Origin of the sequence: Geobacter argillaceus, from assembly GCF_007830735.1 — a bacterium.
In the GTDB taxonomy this organism is placed as follows: Bacteria; Desulfobacterota; Desulfuromonadia; order Geobacterales; family DSM-12255; genus Geomobilibacter; species Geomobilibacter argillaceus.
In genome coordinates this window covers 16,370-32,349 of record NZ_VLLN01000029.1, presented here as the reverse complement: position 1 = coordinate 32,349, position 15,980 = coordinate 16,370, and the positions used below count along the sequence as shown (strand labels likewise).

The window sequence follows — 15,980 nt, the reverse complement described above, 5'->3', positions numbered from 1 at the left end:
TCTACGCTTTCAGTTCAGACACACCTCCCTATGTTAGCCCCGGCTTATTTATGTCCGGACACAAAAAAGCCGGGGCCGAATATAGGTGATATTTCGGCAACCCGGCTGTCTCTGTGAGACCCTATAGGCTTTCCGCCCCATTCTCGCGAATGGTTTAGTATTATCGGCTATCGCCAAAAAATAAACTATGAGAACACAGAAAAGCCGGGGGCCTAATATCAAGTGATATTTCGGCAACCCGGCTGTCTCTGTAAGACCCTATAGGCTTTCCGCCCCATCCTTACGGATGGTTTAGTATTCTCGTCTATCTTTTCTGCAATATTTTGTCTGAAACTACCTTGTGATAGTAACGTTGTCAACATTTTTTTGAATACGAGCATATAACCTTCAAGAATAACTTGCAAAACATGAAGCAGCATAATGATATCGTTTTTTCAAACCATTACCAAATTATCATATGTATTCCTATCGATCAAATGACATACAGAAGCAAATAAGTCACAGCTAATTTATATCAATTCATCTCACAACCAAGTCATTTAATTAGCATATTACAATGGCAGGTATGTTACCGGAAAGAGGAGCAGAACAACTCTCGACAGTCGCAACGCCCCGAGGAGAGATCCTAATTCCCATTGCAAAATAACCAACCGCATGATACGTGCATATGCACGCAAAAATCGGAGAAACCATGCCAGCAGGAAAACCCATCCCTAAGCCCAGCATATGCGTCTGTCTGAACGTACGCCGGGCATCACGTGCCATCACGAAGATATATGATCAGGCATTGAAACCAAGCGGCCTGAAGGTGACCCAGTTTTCCGCCCTGATGAATATCGATGCCCATGGCCCTCTCACCACCAGTTCGTTAGCGAAAATCCTGATGCTGGAGAGAACCACTCTGGTGAGAAACCTTAAGCTCCTGGAGAGCGCCGGTTTCATCGAAAACTGCCCCTCACCGGACCCGCGGGAGCGGCAGATCAGCATCACCGAACATGGCCGGCACGCCATCGGGCAGGCCCAGCCCCAATGGCGGGCAGTGCAACGGCAGATGAAGCAGCAGATCGGTACGGAACGGTTACAGATGCTCGGTCATCTGGTTACGGCTCTGGAAGGTATGGCTGACAAACCGGGTATGTCGACAACGTAGGAAAGAAAGGCACAGGGATACGGTCATGAAACAGAACATCAAGGCGTATGCGTTGGAACTGGGTGTGGATGATGTGGGGTTTGCTGCCGCAGCCGGCTATGACAGCCCTCTGACGCCGGCTCTGGATACCATCTTCCCCGGGGCACGAACGTTGATCGTCATGGCCTTTCGGGAAGCCTCCCACTGCGAGAGCGAGAACATGAGGATTGCCATGGGTGGCAGACTTGCCATCATGGACTTCATGAAATCCAGCAGTTACAAACTGTCGCACCTGCTGGAGCGGGAATACGGTGCCAAGGCGATGATGATTCCGATGTCATACCCGTCGGACATCTCCCCGGAAGCCAAGTTCGGCCTGATCGGCGACTTTTCCCATCGCCATGCCGCCATCGCCGCCGGTCTGGGCAGCTGGGGCCGCCACAATCTCGTCATCCACCCGACCCTCGGTGCCAGGGTGCTGTTCAGCACGATTCTGACCGATATCGAGCTAGCGGCCGACCCGCCGGTCACGCAGGAGCTGTGCACCGGCTGCAATCTCTGCGTCGAAAGCTGCCCGGGAAACGCCCTTGCCAGCGAGGGGAAAACCGAGCAGATGAAATGCCTGGTACATTCCCAACCGTACGGCATAGGGGCCAATATCCGCTTCTGGAAAAGGTTTGTCGACACCCCGCCCGAAGATCAGAAAAAAATGCTGGCGACCCCTGAATATATGCGCCTGTACCAGGCCTCGTTCATCGGCTACCAGTATCATTGCTTCAAATGTTACTCAGTCTGCCCGATCGGACGATGATCAGGTTTTATCCCTCGACAAAACTAATGAAATATAGATAATATGCCCACGAGGTCATTTCTCTCCCCGGGAAAGTGGGTGCATGATCGATTCACACAGCATACTGCTACTCACCATCGGTTTTCTCCTTGGCGGCATCGCCGGATTTGCCATGCATCGAGCAGACTTCTGCATTGCCGGCATGTTCAGGGATCTCTTCCTTTTCAACACGGCTGCCAAGCTGCGTGCGCTTGTCCTCTACCTGGCAGTGACCATGACCTTGTTTGAAGCGGCCCGTCTCTGCGGCCTGCTGCCACTCTACCCGTTCCCGTTACTCGGGCCGGCTACGGGTGCCGGCTTTCTGGGGGGAATGCTCTTCGGCGTCGGCATGGTTCTGGCCGGGGGGTGTGTGGTTGGAACCCTCTACCGCATGGGGGCGGGCAACCTCCTGAGCTTCGTGGTATTCATCGGCCTGATCATCGGCAGCACCCTGTACGCCGAATTCCACCCCGCCTGGAAACAGTTACTGGCAGCAACCACCATGTTCTCCGGCACGAGCACCCTTCCGCACTATCTCCACTGGTCGCCGGCGCCACTGGTTGTCGTCACTGTTGCAATCCTTGGCGCACTGGTGGCATATTGGGCACAAAGAGGACTGATGACCCGCAAACTGCACACCAGAGGGGCATTGCAACTGTGGCAGGCAGCTCTGGTGCTGGCTTTCGTCAGCCTCTCCTCATATGTGTTGATCGGGATGCCGTTGGGAGTCACCAACGCCTACGCAAAATTGGGGGCGCTGGTCGAAAAGACCCTGTTCCCGGAGCATGTGGCGTCGCTGGAATTTTTCTCGTCTCAGCCGCTCTCCTACCGGAACCCGCTGACAGGGAATGTCCTGAGCGGCGGGCCGGGACCCGCTTGGGACGGAATCGCCATTATCCAGTTCCCGCTGATTGCCGGCATAGTGCTGGGCGGAACGCTATCCGCCCTGCGGCTCGGCGAGTTTGCCACCAGCAGCGTTGCTCCTCGGCGGCAGTACGTATCGGCGATGGTGGGGGGAATGCTCATGGGTCTGGCAGCGCGCATGGCTCCGTCATGCAATGTCTGGCATTTACTGGGCGGGCTGCCGATATTCGCTCTTACGAGTATCGTCTTTCTGGCGGGGATGCTTCCCGGGGCGTGGCTTGGAGGTCGTATCCTGGTAAAATGGATACTCAATGAGGAGCGGCCCGGCTGCTCCCCTGTTCTTCCTGTTGTACCGAAACAATGAGGTCCCACATGACATCAGTTGAACATGCCGTCATCGAATTCGACATCCGGGGACAGATCTGTCCGGCCACGCTGCTTATAGCGCTCCGGGAAGTAAACCGTCATGCTACTGCCCTGAAAAATGGCGACGTAGAACTCCTCTTTCTGACCGCCAACCGCGACTCGACCCAAACGATCCCGGAGGCGATGGAAAATATGGGGTTCTGCGTCGACGTAACTGCTGAGAATGGATATTACGCCATCAAGGTTACCGCTCATGAGTGATCAGTACTGGCCCGCTCACGACGACACAACTCCCCCCCCTCTCGCAGGCGCCGCACCCGTACCGGAACTCGAACAACTGCGGGCGGAAAATGCCCGGCTGCGCGAGCGGCTTGCAGACAAGGCCAGCTATATCCGTCGGAAAATCGACCAGATGCTCGAGGTCATGGGTACTCTGCCACTCCGCCCGGAAGAACTTGATGACGATACCTTGCTGGAACTTGACCCGATCGGCATCCTCACCGAATCGTTCTCGCACATCCTCATGCATCTGCATGACACAAACAGCGCACTCAACGAGAACCGAGAGTTCCTGCAGACCATTTTCTCCTCCCTCGAGTCCGGGATCATCCTGGTACGGGAAGAAGATAATGTGATAACGGATGCAAATGACACCGCCATGCGCATCATCGGCCGTCAGCGCGCCGACATCATCGGACAGGTCTGCTTCAAATTCATCTGTCCGGCCTGCAACGGTACGTGCCCCATGAAAGACCTGAACCTTTCGATCGACAATACCGAACGAATAATTCTGGCTGCTGACGGCAGCGAAGTGCCGGTGCTGAAAACGGTCGGGCGCGTAACCCTGAACGGTATCCCCCATTTTATCGAGAGTTTTGTCGACATCACGGCCCAGAAAAGAGCGGAGGAAGAACTCCTCTGCTTGAACAATGAACTGGAACAACGAGTGGTTGAACGTACCAGTGAACTGGCAACGGCAAATAGGGGACTTGAATCGTTTTGCTACTCGGTTTCCCATGATTTGCGGGCACCGCTCAGGCATATCAATGGCTTTACCGCCATAATCAAAGAGGAGTACCGTGAGAAGCTTGACGCTCAGGGGTGCGGCTATCTTGATCGAATCTGTGCTGCCAGCAGCCGCATGGGGGCGCTGATCGATGACCTGCTCCTTTTTTCCCGAATATCCCGGGCAGATATTAAAATTGTCGATTTGAACCTCAGCGAGCGTGCCAAGAAGACAGCCGCCATGTTCCGTGAATCGGAACCGGGGCGAGCCGTGCGGATCGAAATTGCAGAAGGGCTTACCGCCCGGGGTGATGCACTATTGGTGGACATGGTTCTCCAGAACCTGATCGGCAATGCCTGGAAATACACGTCGAGAACCCCCCGGGCGGCCATATCTGTCGGCAGCATACGGGAACGCGGTGCAGAGCTGTTTTTTGTGAAGGATAACGGCGTGGGGTTCGACATGGCCTACAAGGATAAACTGTTCCGGGTGTTTGAACGTTTGCACGGGGAAGAGTTCGAGGGGACAGGCATCGGGCTGGCCACGGTGCAACGAATCATCGAGCGGCACGGTGGGAAGATCTGGGCGGAAGGCGAGGAAGGCAAAGGAGCGGTCTTTTATTTCACCCTTGCCGGATGACCATGAATCGGCACTGTTTTCCGCAGTCTGAATTGGAAGGCAGCGCCCCGCTAAACAAGGTCAGCCGGTTTCTGCCCGGCAGAATCACCTCAATCCCCGTAGCTTTTCGATGAACTCCCCGATGACCGCGTAGACCCTGTCGGCCCCCTCCCCCTGGAGGATGCCGTGGTTGTGGAGATTCAACAACCGGTAGCCCTTCTGCCCGGAACCGAGCCGGTCATAGAGCAGCTTTGATCCGGCGGGATCGACCACCGGGTCCCCTTTCGCCTGGATAACCAGGGCCGGCGCGGAAACGGACGGCAGCTTCGGCTCCAGCTCTTTCATGAACGCTCCCATCTCCGCCAGCGCCGCAACGGGAAGCCGGTGGTAATTTATCTCCGGATGCTCGGGAACGATCTCCACGTACTCCTTTTTCCGTTCGTGATATTTGAGGAAATCCATGAGCCGGTTCCAGACCACAACGGTCGGGGCGAACCGCGACGAGATATCCTGCAGCCGCATGGGTGGACAGACCGCAAAGACCCCGGCCACACTGCCGAGCCGGGCCGCGCACTCCAGTGCCAGACCTCCGCCGAACGAAAACCCGCCGACGACCACCCGTTTGCAGATCAGCTCCATGGCAGCGAACCCGACGTCGACCGACTCGCGCCAGTCGCTGCCACTCTGCCGGGCAAGGTCTTCCGGCGAGGTACCATGCCCCTTGAGGCGCGTCACGTAGACCCACAGACCCTGCCGGCCGAGGTACTCGGCCAGCCCCCTGAGTTCCCCCGGCGCGGCCAGAAACCCGTGAACCAGGACGACACCAAGTTCCCTGCTTGAGCCGCGGATCAGTATCGGCCGGCCGACGTCCCGTCCCTTTGACTCGCCGGTGTGGAAGAAGGCGTGGTAATCCGCAGCAAAATCCCGCTCCGCCTGGCGCAGGAGCTGGCGACCGGCCAGGTACCGCGTCATCTGAGGTGGCAGCCAGGCCATGATCCGCACCAGCCGCTGCAGCCTGACCAGTGGCAGCACCTCATTGGCCACCACGCCGATCGGGTTGTCGATCCGGGCTCGATGCAAATCAAAGGAAGACGAGAATTTTGCCGGGTCTTTGACGAGCAGCGGCCCCTTCTGGCGCAGCACACCGGTTTCGAGGGCGAGGGCGAGAAATTCCCGGTATTTGTGGTAACGGTCGTCAGTGAGCAGGGCGATCTGGCTGTTTTCCAGGCTCTGGTGCCGGCACAGGCCGCTCTCCCCCATTTTCTGGATGAGCAGGAATGCCCGGCGCCGGAAATCGTCCGCTGCAAACTCCCTGAACGGGAGAGCGCGGAGCAGCGACGCGAAGAGGTGGTCGTGGTTTACCGTGGTAAGCCCGTAGATCGCCCCCATGTAACGCTTAGTGAGCAGGTTGGCCTCCCGCCGTATCTCCAGATGGGACGGAAGGCGGTCGTTGAAATCGATCCGCTTGAGCGAGGAGACGTCCCGCCTGATCGGGACGCTCTCCAGACGCTCGCCCACCTCTATGAAGCGGCCGAAACGGATGTCGATGTCCACACCTTCGAGAAGCATCGCCCCCTCGGTGAGGAGTTCCTCGTGGAAGCGCGCCGGCACCTGACCGAAAAACCGGTCGGCGAGGCGGCTCAAGGCATTTTCCCGGGCGCGGAGCGGGTAATAGGTGATATTGACCGGCACAATCAGGGTCCGGCCGGCAAGCACCGGCGCAAGGTCATCGATGCCGAACAGTTGCCGCAGACGCTCCGCCTCGTCGGGCAGCTCCCGAACCAGCAGGCGCAGACGCTGCCGGTAAAACTCGGTCCTGAGCGCCAGTGATGCAGCCCCGGTATGGGGGGGAAGCCGGCCGCCGGCCCGGAAGATGGCGTAACGGGCCTTTTCGACAATTGCCTTGTCCTTGACCATGTACCCTTCGGGAAAGATGATCCAGTTGGCCTCACCGCTCAGGAGGTTTTTCACGATCAGCCGGTCCCGGTCCGGCGCACTGGTCGAAACGGCGCCGACCGCGTCCAGCACCTTGCCGAGGGTACCGCCGAACATGGCCGCATCGGCCAGCGACCATACCGGCCGGCCGGTCAGGGAGTAGATATGGTACGGGAGGAGCAGGGTCTCGATCCGGGTGAAGTGGTTGATGACGAAGATGAGGGAACCGTCCGGGATCTGCTCCCGGCCATGGATGTTCACCCGCACCCGGGAGACGGCCTCCATCAGCGCGATGGCCCGGCCGGAAGTCAGGTAGGCGTAGCGGTTCACCGGCAGCTCCTGTCCGACAGAATGACCGGCAGCACCAGCCCGGGCCGGTTGGTCATGATCGAATCGACCCCCAGTGCCCGGTAATGGCGGGCAGTGCGCACAGCATCGACAGTCCAGACATGGAGTTCCAGGCCGGTCCGGCGCAGCTCCGCAACGAAACCGGCATCGAGCAGCGGACTGGATGCCGAAGAGAGCCCGTCGGCCCGGCAGCCGGCCAGCAGTGCGGCCACCTGGTCCGGGCGCGGCGTCCGAACCCCTCCGACCCTGCGGTACGACAGGTTCAGACAGCTCCTGAACTCCGGCAACTGCTCCTTGAGCAGCCCAACCAGCAGCGGACTGAAGGCGAGCAGCCTAACCCGCTCCGGAGCGATCCCCGAACCGGTGAGGATCTGCCGCAGCGGCGCCACCATCTCCGGCCCCCCCTTCAGTTCGATAAAGATCCGCTTCCCGGTCGGGAGTTCGGCAAGGATCTCCTCCAGGGTCGGGATCAGCTCGCCGCGCCAGCGTTCACCCTTGCCAGCGCCGACATCGAGCCGGCGGAGCTCAGCCAGCGAAGCATCGGCCACCGCAACGACCTTGCCGGCAGTGCGGGCGGTTGTATCGTCGTGGATGCAGACGATCTTCCCGTCCCTGGTCAGGCGAAAGTCCGCCTCGATACCATCCGCTCCCTGCTCCCAAGCCAGCCGGAAGGCAGCGAGGGTATTTTCCGGGGCATCGTGCGAGGCTCCCCGGTGGGCGATTACGAGCATTCTGCGGTCCATCGGCTCCTCAAGGCAATCCGCCAACGGTTCTTTCTTTAGCGGCATTCCCCTGGAACACCACCTCAATCCGCGCGGTAATGGCAAATTTGGCAAGGTATTGCCCGGCTTCATTCCTCGGCCAGGAGACTTCCGGCTCCAATTCGTAGAACAGCCAGTCCCGCAGGAAGTTTCGCCGGTAGCGGGTGAATATCTTGTAGCTCCCCACCATTGCCGCATCGCGGGTGTTGCCGTAGACGCCGGCCCCGACGGTTACGGCACTTCGGGGAGAGAGCTCTTTGGCCAGGGAGAGTTCCGTCCCCCACTCCATGCCGCGGAACTCCTCGGAAACGGTGCCGGAATTGGCCCAGCGTACTATCTTGTAACGACCCAGGAGCCTTTCCAGGTCTATTTCGGTGGTCTCGCCGAGACCACTGGTATTCTTGATGAAAAGCGTCTCCCCGAACCGCACGAGGGAAACCTCGTCCAGATTGCGGATATACTGAAAACGGCTCCGCACGAACCCTTCCGGAGGAATCTTCACCCGGAAGCCGGCGCCGAGGAACAGATCCAGGTCTGTGGTTTTGACCAGTCCGTAACGGAGTTCCGTATTGACGAGACGGGTATTCCGGGACGTCCGGTCAAAACCGGGGTTGCCGGGGTCTTCCGGAAGTCCCGGCGAGGTCCGATCCGGCTCGTCCTCACCGGTGATGGCCAGACGCAGACGGTCGCTGATCCCGGAGAGCACCACATTGGCCCGGAGCGTCATCCCCGGCTGGATGTTTCCCTCCTCATCCACCCGGAAGGAATTTCGCCAGCGGAGCTGGTACCTTGTTTTGCGCTGCGCCTCGGTCTTGACGTTGCCGAAAAAATCGTCGAGACGGATCACCCGCTCCAGAATGTCTTGCTCGATCCGGTCGTGGGTTTCCTCCATCTCCTTGCCGATACCGACCATTTGTTCCGTGAACGTCCGGTCCACCGGCGCCGGACGATCCTCCGGGACCGGTGCTGCCGCCGTAGGCGGAGCGGTGGCGGCGCCATCTCCGGCCAGCGAGGTCTCTGTGCCCAGAGGCGACAGGAGAAAAAACGCTGCCAGAAGGACAGAGCACGCACATGGCATCAGTCCGTTGAGAACGAGCATCACGAGATTACCCCCCCGCGAAGTCAGGCGCGGCTCAGCCAGATCTGCTGCGGCTTTGTGTGCCCAACTTATTCGAGTAATGATACCATAGCATCAGCCAAAAATTTGGCCGGAAATAACTTTGGTCGGGAGAATGCAGGATTGTCCATCTTCCGGGTGCAGGCGTTCACGAAAGCGGCAGGGGAGCAGTGCGACTGTTTGCAACAGCTTTTACTTCGGAGGGATTTCTTTCAGCACATTAACCGCATCGATCTGCCACATACCATCGTGCAGCTCGAATTCATATAAAAGATCATATACCAGCCCTTTGACTTCTTTCACAACCTGACCGGTTCGACCATCAATATGACGGACGTCCCAGGTCTCCCTCGTCTTGACCAGTGCCCGCGGGAATCCGGTTTTCCCGGTGCCGTCATCCTTGAATTCCAGAAACTCAATCTGTTGTACAGTCGATTTCATACGCCTGTTGGCATTTTTAAACCCTGTAAGCCGGTGGTCGAGCCTGTTGAAATGACTCTCCGTAAGACTGTCCCTTAAGGGTTTCAGGTCATAGGTCGAAAACAGTTCGCCAATGTACTGGTCATACCGGCGTATGCGAGACCTGAAATCATCACCAACCACCGGCTTCCTGTCACAACCGACGGCAGACACCAGAAGCACGCATGACAACAACAAATTAACAATGCGAAACCATTTTCTGCACATGAAACTACCTTGCCATATATTGGGAATGGAGATCCTTCACGAAGTACGGCATGACAAAAAAAGCAAATACACTGAAAACAAAGGCGAAGATGACGAACCAGGCCGACAAGGTGCCACTCCAGCGAAATGTCATCCGTCCATGGAGGTAACTGCCGTACACGAACCAGACAACGAGCGACCAGGTCTGGGCCGGGTCCCAGGACCAGTAACTCCCCCAGGAATAGTTGCCCCAGATCACACCGGTAATGATCATAATGGTCAGGGCAATGAAACCGAACACCACCATCCGGTAGATGAAGTCATTCAGCACACGCCCATCGGGCAGTCTGGCGAGCAGCACGCTTCCGGCTCCATCGCGTTTCCGTTTAAGCAGATAACCTATGGAAAGTGCAACAGCCATCAACATGGCGGCAACGGTGAGCTTGGCAAAGACGACATGGACGACGAGCCAGGCACTCCGCAGGGTCGGGGGCAGCAGGCGCACATCCCGCGAACCGGTAAGGGCAAAACCCATCATCAGAAAAGATAACGGCATTACCAGGATGCCGAGACCCGCCAGTTTCCTGCTGCGCCACTGCAAGAGAAGGAAAAAGAGCACTGCAATCCAGACATCCGACGACAATATTTCATAGGTGCTGATATAGGGGCCATGTCCGGTCTCGTTCCAGCGCACACCAAGGGAAACCGAGTGGAACACCAGCCCGGTGACGGCTGCAAAGATGGCCCCGCGACGAAAACGATCCATGCCGAACAGTTGTGAAATCATGTAACCAATGGAACTGGCAACATAACCTGCCACGGCAAGCCAGAAAAAAACCACTTCAATCACGTTTTCCGTACCTCCGACTGCAGGGCCTCTACCTGCTCGGCAAAACGTTCGGCAAAGGTTTCGCTGTAACGCTCTGTTACCGCACCAATCGTGATGCGATACCCCTCCTCTTCGTTCCGCTCACAGGCTGCCCACCAGTTCTCCGGTACCCAGTAGTACGCAACGATAAGACCGAGCAGCAGCGAAATGAAGCTGGCAAAGATGACAGGGACCCCGTAATCCCTTTTTACCACAAACGATGAATACGGCTTGAGATCGTCAAACCCCACGGTCAGCCCTTCAAAGGAGAGTGCAGTCCCCCTGAAAACGACCCCCCGGAACACCGGTGCCCCCCGCTCCACAGACGATACCTTGATGAGTGTTGCGATATGGTTCGGAAAGAATCTCTCCAACCCCTGTATCTCTCGAATCTTTTCAGTAAACAACTCCATCAGCAGGGTAACTTCGGTTCCGGGCAGGGTTATGCTGCTCGTCATCCTCTCACCGGGCTGTTCCGGAAAACGGAACCGCGCCCGGGCCTTGACTGTTGTTCCTGCCCGGTCCGTAACATGCAGGTCGGCCACGAACCCTTGCCGCGTTCCCTGATACACTGTTACGCCGTCAACATGGAGAGGGTGATTTATCTCCATCCTCTGCCGGCCGAGGTCTGTCCCGTCAGCGGCAAAGAGCGTGACGATATTTGCCCGCTGCTTCGCCAACCCCGGCTTCCAGTAGGAGACATCAATGTTGTCGAGACGGAGCCTGAACAGACGATCCCTGCCAAAGAGCAGGGGGCGGTCCGTTACGCGCATATAACCACTTCGTTTTTCAACGAAGATGTCACCCGGAGAAAGGGCAATATAGCCGGCATATCTGGTAAGTGTGCTGAGAAGAGCTCCAACAAGGACAATCATGAATGTCAGGTGAAAGAAGAAACCCCCCCAGAGCCCTGCCTGCCGCTTACCGGCGTGCAGTCGGATTCCTTCGGGACCCTGTTCTCCGGTAACCTTTAAGCCGCGCCCCGCGAAAAAGGCGATAAGCCTATCGGACGGGTCTCCCGTGACGGTAATGACCGCATGGTCTGCCAGGCGCGAGATCTCCCGGGCAGTCTTGAGCCGCTTGAAGGCTTCCTGCCTGCCCCGCACCTTTTTGACCATCTTGACACTCGAAAGCAGCAAGTTGATCACAAACAGTCCCAGCACCACCATTAAGAGGGTGCTGACAGCTTCAGGCGAGATGCCCCCCAGAGTATTAAGCGCCGTCAGAAACCACGGCTCATCCTCCATATCGATGGCCTTCTGGGCCATGATCGCCTTCTGCGCGGCAAGAGCGCCCAGTAATAACAAAAGGACAAAGGAGAGCTTAAGGCTACCGAGGAACCTGACCAGAGCGTCAAAAAAAATTTTATTGGAAACGTTCATACTCATCGTTATGGCATCAAAAAATCAGAAAAAAGGGCTGGTCTCCCCAGCCCTTGACGAATCAATTATTGCTATGATTGTGCTATGTGCAGCCCGGAATTACCCAGGTTCCGTGCTGGTTCTGATTTCCCGATGTCTCGGAATCTATTCCTTCCGTAAACGTCGTCGGCTTCAGGAGATGCTTCCGCTGATTGGCCGCTCCAGCCCCTTCAGAGCCGGACCCGTGCGGGATTGCCAGGTGGCAGAATTGGCACGCCCGCTGGTGCTTGTCCGACCCGCCGTAGAGATGGCCGTTTGACGGTATGAAACCGGAGTTGGCAAAAGTCGGGTCATGGCAGTTCAGGCACCAGGTATCGCCGGTCAGGGAGCTGGTGGTTGCGTTCCAGGTGGTGTAGGGGCTGCCGGCCGGAACCTTGAGGATGTTGGCAATGGTGGAGCCATGGGGGCCTTCGGGGATGTTCACCCCGCCATCGGCGCCGTCGGAACCATGGCAGTCGGAGCAGCGCAGGGGAAGGGTCCTGAGGGTGGCATTGTCATAGGTTATGCCGGTCCGTGGCATCATCACTTCGACATATTTCTTCGTTCCCTGGGTGGGAACCGCGTTCAGGTTGAACTGGGCGTTCTTCCAGATGCCTTTGCCGGTACCACTGTTTACGGTGTAGGTATATTTGTCTTTCTCCACCCAGTGGAAGCTGTCGTTACTGGTATTGAAATCGACGGCCAGGTTGGTTGTGCCGGTTCCATAGCCGGCCCAGTCGGTATGGCACTTGAAACAGACCTTGTACTGCTGGTCGGGGGCGGTCACCGTAACCATCGTATAGGTCGGCGTGGAACCGGCCGCCGGAGACGTGGGATCAAGTCCGGTGGCGCCGCGCAGAGGGGCTGCCATCGTAGCCTGGTGAGGGTTATGACAGTCCTCGCACTCCACATGGCGCTGGGTACCGCTGAAACTGGCGGCAGCGGTTTCCACGGCATCGTGCTTGTTGCTGTAGCTAGCGACCGGGTGTTTGCTTGTCTTCTGGAACAGCTGGTAGATGGCCGTGGATGTTGCGGACATGTTGGTCCTGGCCCCGTACCAGTCGTTGGCGTCGGCGCTCTTCTTCACCCCGCCGATGGCGTCGGCGGCCTTGCTGTGGCAGCGGTAGCAGAAGTTCTCCTCCGGGAACTGGCCGGGCGTTGCAGCACCGAGAGCACCCAGGACATGCCGGGACCCGCTGTCGTGGACGGCCGTGGAACGGCTCTGGAAGAGTGCCACCTCACCAGTCCTGCCGTTGTGGCACTTTGAGCAGTTGGCGTTGAATACCGCCCCTCCGTTCGACATGGTAGAGGTGACGTTGTACTGATGGGCTGACGACGAATAGTTGGCCAGGGTGACAACGACGGTCGTCGAGTTGCCGTCGGTCATGATCTTTGTCGTATCCTTGGTGAGGGTGTTCTTGTGGCAACTGATGCAGATACCCTCGCTGGCGGACTTGATGAAATCGGAGCCGGCGCCAGTGGTGGAGGCAATGTTTGTTCTGAGGTTACCGGCCCGGGTGCCGGCGCCGTTGCTGAGGGCCGGGCTGAAGACATTGTGGTCCACGTGGCACATGGTGCAGCGCCGGTTGACGGCGTTGGTGCCGTTGTCGGCAGAGCCGGAAGGGACGCCGTTCTGATAGGTGGAGGAGTAGTTCCGCATGGCATGGTGATAACTGGTGGTTGCGGTCAGGTTGACGTTATGGCAATCGATGCAGGCATAGTTGTCATTCCACCTCACCGAACCGGCAGCCTTGGTCCCTGCCAGGCCTGTCGGGTGGCATGAGACGTTGGAGCAACTACTGCTGTTGGGGGTGCCGCTGTAGGCATAGTTCACCGTCACGGCAACCGCGGCGCCGCCGGCATTGTCTCCGTCCGTATAGGTAGAGCCGGCAACAACGTTGTATGTGTTGTTTGCGTGGTTGGCCGGGGTGGTGCCGTCGATGGCCGTATTGGAGGCGGTGACGGAGGCATGGCAGTGTTTGCACTGGGTCTCGCCGACCGGAGTTGTGCGGGTGTCCACGTGGAACTGGTGGGAGTTCGGCTTCGGCGAGCCGTCGGCATAGAGCGGCGCAGCCTTCCGGTAATCGGTGTATCCTCCGGTATTGCCGTGGCATGCCCCGCAGCCGCCGGCAGCGGCATTTCCCCACTGCGGGGTGGTGCCGGCACCGGTCGTACCCAACCAGACCGACTGGCCGTTGTTATGGCAGGTAATGTTGGTACAGCTGCCGTAGGATGCACCGTTGTCCGGGGTCTTGGCTCGCGGAGTCGCCACACCGCCGTACTGGGCGCCGCTGGTCGCCGAACTGTTCATCTCGAAGGCGATATTGATCTGACCGTTCACATGGTAACCGGTGCTTGCCACGTTCTTCAAGGCGTTGGCATTGGCAGCGGTCAGCGCATGGCACTTGTCGCAGCCGGCGCTCGCCACGTGCTTGGGATGGGAACCGGTCGTCAGGGTCGCAGTACTGTTGCCGTGGCAGTCGTTGCAACCGAGCGCAGTACCCCACGTGGGCACGGTGCGCGGTGCCGTGACGGTGGCGATGGTCGCGCCGGAGCTGTGGCAGTAAAGCCCGCTGCACGTGCCATAGCTGGCGCTTGGCGCGATGGCGCCGGTGGAGCCGTTGGCAGAGCCTCGATAGGTGGCCCCCGGGGTTACGACCGAACCGGTGGCAGAGCTGAGACGCCACTGGACGTTCCCCTGGATATGGCTGCTGTTGGTTACGCCCGGATGGCACGTGGTGCAGGCGAAACGGTATTGGCCGCTGCCGTTCCCCGCATGGGTCGGGTGGCTGGCGCGGGTAGGCGGAGCAGAGGCGGAAGCGCCGTGGCACTTGCCGCAGGCGCCGGCGCCGCCGGCACCGATATCGGTCCACGCAGGCCGTACCGCACCGCTTCCTGGCCAGTTGCCATGGCAGTAAACCCCGCAGCTGTTGTCGATGGCCGCCTTATTGCCCACAACGGTGTTCGCGTCGCTGGACCCTGCGGGCTTGGCGCCGGCCGCGTTGTTGCCGGTGTAGCTGCTGAAAACGCTGAGCGGGCCGGAGAGTTTCGCCCAGTTGGTATTGTTGTACTGGAAGCCGATCCTGACGGTGGCGCCGGGATGGCCACCGGTGGTATTGCTCACATGGCAGGTGGCGCAGGCCATGTTCTCGGTCTGGGCATGCCTGGCGTGGGCGCCTTCGTTGACTGCCGGGTTACCCAGGGCATAGGTCGGCGCCGGTACGGTCGCCAGTTGGCCAGTGGTGACCGGAGGATAGCCGTGGCAGCTTGAGCAGGAAGCGGAAAACCCCTTGTTGTGCTTATGGCAGGAGATGCAGTCTTGCCGGCTGCCGCCCATGTGATTGGGCTTCTGGGTAACTCCGGCCGCGCTGTTGTCATACCGATGGGCGATAGTTTGCGTATGGCAGACCTCGCAGACCCTGGTCGACGAGGTGTAGTTTGGGGTTGTTGAATCATCGCCGAAGCTGTTCAGGCCGGTCACGTTGGTGAAGACCACCGACTTGTTTACGGCAACTCCGATGGTTGCAGGAATGGAGGTGACGATCCGCTTGATGTTGGTAGTGTTCGTAGAATGGCAGGTGGAGCAGGTGAACGGTCCGTACTGCCCCCCCGCGACCCCCCATTTGCCCGACCAGTACCCCTTGGTGTTGGCCGTTGAACTGTTGTGCATAATGGAATTGGTCGCTGCGTCCGACTGCCGACCGAGTGCCAGGATCATAACCGCTGCCACGCAGGCAAGCACCAGGTCGATCCGACGTACGGTGCGGAGTTTGCCCTGCCTAATCGGTATTGTTCTCATGGTGACCTCACCTTAATGAAATTATAGCAATCGGAATAATGGCATCTTTCTTACACGATTTCAGCGATTATGTCAACATCATGAAAACATTAATATTATTACGAAATGGGTGGACCGGCACCGTCGGTCGACCCTCTGATCGACCAGGTTCATCGGGCCTAACCATTTCACGCGTCCCCTTCAGCACCAGCTACCGCTCATTTGCCGCGCCAGAAAAGATATTGTGCCCTTCCATCGTTGGACCTCAATAGCACGATAGTATTGCCCCATCCGT

12 protein-coding genes and 2 riboswitches are annotated in these 15,980 nt (G+C 58.3%); of the genes, 5 read left to right on the top strand and 7 right to left on the bottom strand.

What is annotated here, in order from left to right:
• Positions 1–92 precede the first annotated feature (92 nt).
• A riboswitch (cyclic di-GMP riboswitch) is annotated at positions 93–169 on the bottom strand.
• A 60-nt stretch (positions 170–229) separates the two neighbouring features.
• A riboswitch (cyclic di-GMP riboswitch) is annotated at positions 230–306 on the bottom strand.
• Between the two features lie 385 nt (positions 307–691).
• The 5 genes from JN12_RS17420 (at position 692) to JN12_RS17400 (ending at position 4,833) form a co-directional block, all read left to right on the top strand.
• Positions 692–1,150, top strand: coding sequence for a MarR family winged helix-turn-helix transcriptional regulator (locus JN12_RS17420; RefSeq protein ID WP_170242029.1), 459 nt, complete (start codon positions 692–694; stop codon positions 1,148–1,150).
• Between the two features lie 25 nt (positions 1,151–1,175).
• Positions 1,176–1,940, top strand: a complete 765-nt coding sequence (locus JN12_RS17415; RefSeq protein ID WP_145025116.1) for a 4Fe-4S binding protein — start codon at positions 1,176–1,178, stop codon at positions 1,938–1,940.
• Between the two features lie 82 nt (positions 1,941–2,022).
• Positions 2,023–3,186, top strand: coding sequence for a YeeE/YedE family protein (locus tag JN12_RS17410; RefSeq protein ID WP_145025114.1), 1,164 nt, complete (start codon positions 2,023–2,025; stop codon positions 3,184–3,186).
• Positions 3,187–3,194: 8 nt separating this feature from the next.
• Positions 3,195–3,449: a sulfurtransferase TusA family protein gene (locus tag JN12_RS17405; RefSeq protein ID WP_145025112.1), complete on the top strand. Its 255-nt coding sequence runs from the start codon at positions 3,195–3,197 to the stop codon at positions 3,447–3,449.
• Positions 3,442–4,833, top strand: coding sequence for a sensor histidine kinase (locus JN12_RS17400; RefSeq protein ID WP_145025110.1), 1,392 nt, complete (start codon positions 3,442–3,444; stop codon positions 4,831–4,833). Before JN12_RS17405 ends, JN12_RS17400 begins: the two co-directional genes overlap by 8 nt.
• An 84-nt stretch (positions 4,834–4,917) precedes the next feature.
• Here JN12_RS17400 and JN12_RS17395 read toward each other — a convergent pair whose 3' ends face one another.
• From JN12_RS17395 to JN12_RS17365, 7 genes are all read right to left on the bottom strand, one after another.
• Positions 4,918–7,077 (bottom strand): alpha/beta fold hydrolase, encoded by a 2,160-nt coding sequence (locus JN12_RS17395; RefSeq protein ID WP_145025108.1) that lies wholly within the window; start codon positions 7,075–7,077, stop codon positions 4,918–4,920.
• Positions 7,074–7,838: a glycerophosphodiester phosphodiesterase gene (locus JN12_RS17390; RefSeq protein ID WP_246125907.1), complete on the bottom strand. Its 765-nt coding sequence runs from the start codon at positions 7,836–7,838 to the stop codon at positions 7,074–7,076. Before JN12_RS17390 ends, JN12_RS17395 begins: the two co-directional genes overlap by 4 nt.
• A 7-nt stretch (positions 7,839–7,845) precedes the next feature.
• Complete coding sequence (locus JN12_RS17385) at positions 7,846–8,955, bottom strand: hypothetical protein (RefSeq protein ID WP_145025104.1); 1,110 nt, start codon at positions 8,953–8,955, stop codon at positions 7,846–7,848.
• A 210-nt stretch (positions 8,956–9,165) separates the two neighbouring features.
• Positions 9,166–9,660 carry a hypothetical protein gene (locus tag JN12_RS17380; RefSeq protein WP_145025101.1) on the bottom strand — a complete coding sequence of 165 codons (495 nt, stop codon included), beginning with the start codon at positions 9,658–9,660 and terminating at the stop codon, positions 9,166–9,168.
• Positions 9,661–9,664: 4 nt separating this feature from the next.
• The gene (gene ccsA / locus JN12_RS17375; protein ID WP_145025099.1) at positions 9,665–10,489 is read right to left on the bottom strand and encodes a cytochrome c biogenesis protein CcsA; all 825 of its coding nucleotides are present in this window, start codon (positions 10,487–10,489) and stop codon (positions 9,665–9,667) included.
• Complete coding sequence (locus JN12_RS17370; protein WP_170242025.1) at positions 10,486–11,889, bottom strand: cytochrome c biogenesis protein ResB; 1,404 nt, start codon at positions 11,887–11,889, stop codon at positions 10,486–10,488. The genes ccsA and JN12_RS17370 overlap by 4 nt, the downstream gene beginning before the upstream one ends.
• A gap of 82 nt (positions 11,890–11,971) precedes the next feature.
• Complete coding sequence (locus JN12_RS17365; protein WP_145025094.1) at positions 11,972–15,706, bottom strand: CxxxxCH/CxxCH domain c-type cytochrome; 3,735 nt, start codon at positions 15,704–15,706, stop codon at positions 11,972–11,974.
• Positions 15,707–15,980: the final 274 nt, after the last annotated feature.

Excerpts from the sequence above, each read along its gene's own strand:
- JN12_RS17420 (WP_170242029.1), top strand. The coding sequence starts at position 692 with ATGCCAGCAGGAAAACCCATCCCTAAGCCCAGCATATGCGTCTGTCTG.
- JN12_RS17415 (WP_145025116.1), top strand. The coding sequence starts at position 1,176 with ATGAAACAGAACATCAAGGCGTATGCGTTGGAACTGGGTGTGGATGAT.
- JN12_RS17410 (WP_145025114.1), top strand. The coding sequence starts at position 2,023 with ATGATCGATTCACACAGCATACTGCTACTCACCATCGGTTTTCTCCTT.
- JN12_RS17405 (WP_145025112.1), top strand. The coding sequence starts at position 3,195 with ATGACATCAGTTGAACATGCCGTCATCGAATTCGACATCCGGGGACAG.
- JN12_RS17400 (WP_145025110.1), top strand. The coding sequence starts at position 3,442 with ATGAGTGATCAGTACTGGCCCGCTCACGACGACACAACTCCCCCCCCT.
- JN12_RS17390 (WP_246125907.1), bottom strand. The coding sequence starts at position 7,838 with ATGGACCGCAGAATGCTCGTAATCGCCCACCGGGGAGCCTCGCACGAT.
- JN12_RS17385 (WP_145025104.1), bottom strand. The coding sequence starts at position 8,955 with ATGCTCGTTCTCAACGGACTGATGCCATGTGCGTGCTCTGTCCTTCTG.
- JN12_RS17380 (WP_145025101.1), bottom strand. The coding sequence starts at position 9,660 with ATGTGCAGAAAATGGTTTCGCATTGTTAATTTGTTGTTGTCATGCGTG.
- JN12_RS17370 (WP_170242025.1), bottom strand. The coding sequence starts at position 11,889 with ATGAACGTTTCCAATAAAATTTTTTTTGACGCTCTGGTCAGGTTCCTC.
- JN12_RS17365 (WP_145025094.1), bottom strand. The coding sequence starts at position 15,706 with ATGAGAACAATACCGATTAGGCAGGGCAAACTCCGCACCGTACGTCGG.